This window comes from Vibrio sp. (assembly GCF_047973365.1).
Classification (GTDB): Bacteria; Pseudomonadota; Gammaproteobacteria; order Enterobacterales; family Vibrionaceae; genus Vibrio.
Map to the genome: position 1 here is coordinate 1 of NZ_JBKEBW010000098.1, position 3,243 is coordinate 3,243.

3 protein-coding genes are annotated in these 3,243 nt (G+C 48.3%); 1 reads left to right on the top strand and 2 read right to left on the bottom strand.

The window, feature by feature from the left end:
- Positions 1–1,116 (top strand): transketolase-like TK C-terminal-containing protein (locus ACK5MF_RS13005; RefSeq protein WP_416922869.1); only part of this gene is annotated, 1,116 nt, incomplete at its 5' end.
- Between the two features lie 154 nt (positions 1,117–1,270).
- On the opposite strand, the gene glmU is transcribed toward ACK5MF_RS13005, so the two are convergent.
- The gene (gene glmU / locus ACK5MF_RS13010) at positions 1,271–2,632 is read right to left on the bottom strand and encodes a bifunctional UDP-N-acetylglucosamine diphosphorylase/glucosamine-1-phosphate N-acetyltransferase GlmU (protein WP_416922871.1); all 1,362 of its coding nucleotides are present in this window, start codon (positions 2,630–2,632) and stop codon (positions 1,271–1,273) included.
- A gap of 143 nt (positions 2,633–2,775) precedes the next feature.
- Positions 2,776–3,198: a F0F1 ATP synthase subunit epsilon gene (locus ACK5MF_RS13015; RefSeq protein WP_416922873.1), complete on the bottom strand. Its 423-nt coding sequence runs from the start codon at positions 3,196–3,198 to the stop codon at positions 2,776–2,778.
- Positions 3,199–3,243 lie beyond the last annotated feature (45 nt).

The following is a 3,243-nucleotide window of genomic DNA, read 5'->3' on the forward strand; positions in this document are numbered from 1 at the left end:
GATGCAAAAGAAGCAGGCGCAGCAAAAGAAGCGGCATGGGATGAAAAATTCGCAGCGTACGCCGCAGCTTACCCAGAGCTAGCAGCAGAATTCAAACGTCGTGTGAACGGCGAGCTTCCTGCGCAGTGGGAAGAAAAAGCAAACGCGGTTATCGCGGAGCTTCAAGCAAACCCAGCGAACATTGCATCACGTAAAGCATCGCAGAACGCACTAGAAGCGTTTGGTAAAATGCTACCAGAATTTATGGGCGGCTCGGCTGACCTTGCACCTTCGAACCTCACCATGTGGTCTGGCTCTAAGTCAATCACGCCAGAAGATGCATCAGGCAACTACATCCACTACGGTGTGCGTGAATTCGGTATGACGGCGATCATGAACGGTATCGCGCTACACGGTGGTTTCGTTCCTTACGGCGCAACCTTTCTGATGTTCATGGAATACGCACGTAACGCCCTGCGTATGGCAGCACTGATGAAAGTGCAAAACATCCAAGTGTACACGCACGACTCTATCGGTCTGGGCGAAGATGGTCCAACTCACCAACCGGTTGAGCAAACCGCTTCTCTACGTCTAACGCCAAACATGAGCACATGGCGTCCATGTGACCAGGTGGAATCAGCAGTGGCTTGGAAACTGGCTATCGAGCGTAAAGATGGTCCAACATCGATGATTTTCTCTCGTCAAAACCTAGCACAACAACCACGTTCAGCACAGCAAGTGGCGGATATCGCTAAGGGTGGCTACATCCTGAAAGAGTGTGCAGGCCAACCTGAGTTAATTCTGATTGCCACAGGCTCTGAAGTGGAATTGGCGGTAAAAGCGGCTGAGCAGCTTACTGCTGAAGGCAAGCAAGTCCGTGTTGTTTCAATGCCATCAACCGATGCATTCGACAAACAAGACGCTGCTTACCGTGAAGCAGTACTTCCTGCTGACGTAACCGCACGTATCGCTATCGAAGCCGGTATCGCGGATTACTGGTACAAGTACGTTGGTCTAAACGGCAAAATCATCGGTATGACCACATTCGGTGAATCTGCACCAGCAGATCAACTGTTCAAAATGTTCGGTTTTACGGTTGAAAATGTGGTTGAGAAAGCGAAAGAGTTGATTAAGTAACCACCATTCCCACTATCAACTAGGTTGATACTCGTTCCCACGGTCTGAAGTGACCCCCAATAGTTGGACAACCAATTATTGGGGGTCACTTCAGACCGTGGGAACGAGGATTCTCTTAACTGATTGGCATTAAGCATTTAGCTGGCTTCTCTTTTTATTTTTTCTTGGTTGGACGTTGCCAGCCAGACACTTTCTTCTCTTTCGCGCGAGTGATCACTAACTCACCTTCTGCGACATCTTTGGTTAAAGTGGTACCAGCACCGATTGTCGCACCATTAGCGATAGTCACAGGTGCCACCAACTGGCTGTCAGAGCCGACAAATACGTCATCGCCAATGATGGTCTTAAACTTATTGGCACCATCATAGTTACAGGTAATCACACCCGCACCGATGTTGACACGCTGACCAATTTCAGCATCGCCAATGTAAGTTAAATGGTTAGCTTTAGAACCTTCGCCAATGCGCGCATTTTTCACTTCAACAAAGTTACCAACATGAGCATCATTACGTAACTCCGCGCCTGGGCGAAGACGAGTAAACGGGCCCACAGTACAATCTTCACCCACACTCGCGCCTTCAATCACGCTGTATGGACGAATAACGGTATTGTCATCGATTTCACAGTCTTTCAGGATACAACCCGCACCGATAACCACGTTATCACCGATGGAAACCGTACCTTCGATAATAACGTTAACGTCAATTTCTACGTCCATACCACATTGCAACTCACCACGCAGATCAAAACGAGCTGGGTCGCGTAGCATTACGCCTTGTTCTAACAGCTTGTTTGCTTGACGAGCTTGGAACGCACGCTCCAAACGAGCCAGTTGAATACGGTCGTTAACCCCTTCAACCTCAATTGAGCTCACTGGATGTACAGCTTCAACTGCACGCCCTTCTTCATGTGCCGCAGCAATGACGTCTGTCAGGTAGTATTCGCCCTGAGCATTGTTGTTATTCAAACCTGACAACCAGCGCTTTAGATCACGGCCAGTCGCAACCATCACACCAGTGTTAATCTCTTTGATCAGCTTTTGTTCTTCAGTTGCGTCTTTCTGTTCAACGATCGCCACTACAGGGCCGTTCTTACGTACTATACGTCCGTAACCCGTCGGGTTTTTAAGCACCACGGTTAGTAACGCAATACCATCGTTTGGTTGAGCATCTAGCAAACTTTCGAGAGTTTCCTCAGAGATCAATGGAACATCACCGTATAAAACGAGGATCTTCTCATCATCCTGAAATTGCGCTGATGCCTGATCAACCGCATGACCTGTACCCAGTTGCTCCGCTTGTAGCACCCAATTAACGTTCTCTTCAGACAACGCTTGTTGCATTTGATCACCACCGTGGCCATAAACCAAGTGGATATTCTGAGCGCCTAAGCTATTACACGTATCGATCACGTGTTTAACCATCGGCTTACCAGCAAGGGTGTGAAGGACTTTTGGCATGTTAGAATTCATGCGAGTACCTTTACCCGCGGCCAAAATTACAGCGCTAAATTTCATGTTGAACCTATCTGTTGAGGTAACGACTGAGGGCATTTTAGCGGCTTACGGGGAGGGTGTTAATTCTTTGTCGTTAATTTCTGTCAAAAATAAAGCAAAAAAGGCGACCAATGGTCGCCTTTTCATGAAACGTGTTAATAAAATTAACGACGTTTCTTAGTCAGCTCAATTACTCGTAGCTGAGCAATGGCTTTAGCCAGTTCACTGGCCGCTTGAGCGAAGTCCATATCGCCGTGCTGGTTCTGGATATTCTCCTCAGCGCGACGTTTCGCTTCCTCTGCCTTCGCCGCGTCTAGCTCTTCACCACGGATAGCAGTATCAGCCAGTACAGTTGCTGTACCCGGCTGAACTTCTACCATACCACCAGAAACATAAATGATTTCTTCGTGGCCGTGCTGTTTCACAATACGCACCATACCAGGCTTGATAGCGGTCAGTAGCGGAGTGTGGCCGTGGAAAATACCCAGCTCACCTTCGCTACCGGTCACCTGAAACGTTTCTACACGACCAGAGAAAATACGTTTCTCAGCGCTTACTACGTCTAGGTGAAAGGTTATTGGTGCCATATCGCCTCCTAGTTAGCCTTATAGCTTCTTCGCATTCTCGATAGC

Bases quoted from the DNA above. Each gene is read 5' to 3' on its own strand.
- ACK5MF_RS13015 (WP_416922873.1), bottom strand. From the start codon at position 3,198: ATGGCACCAATAACCTTTCACCTAGACGTAGTAAGCGCTGAGAAACGT.
- glmU (WP_416922871.1), bottom strand. From the start codon at position 2,632: ATGAAATTTAGCGCTGTAATTTTGGCCGCGGGTAAAGGTACTCGCATG.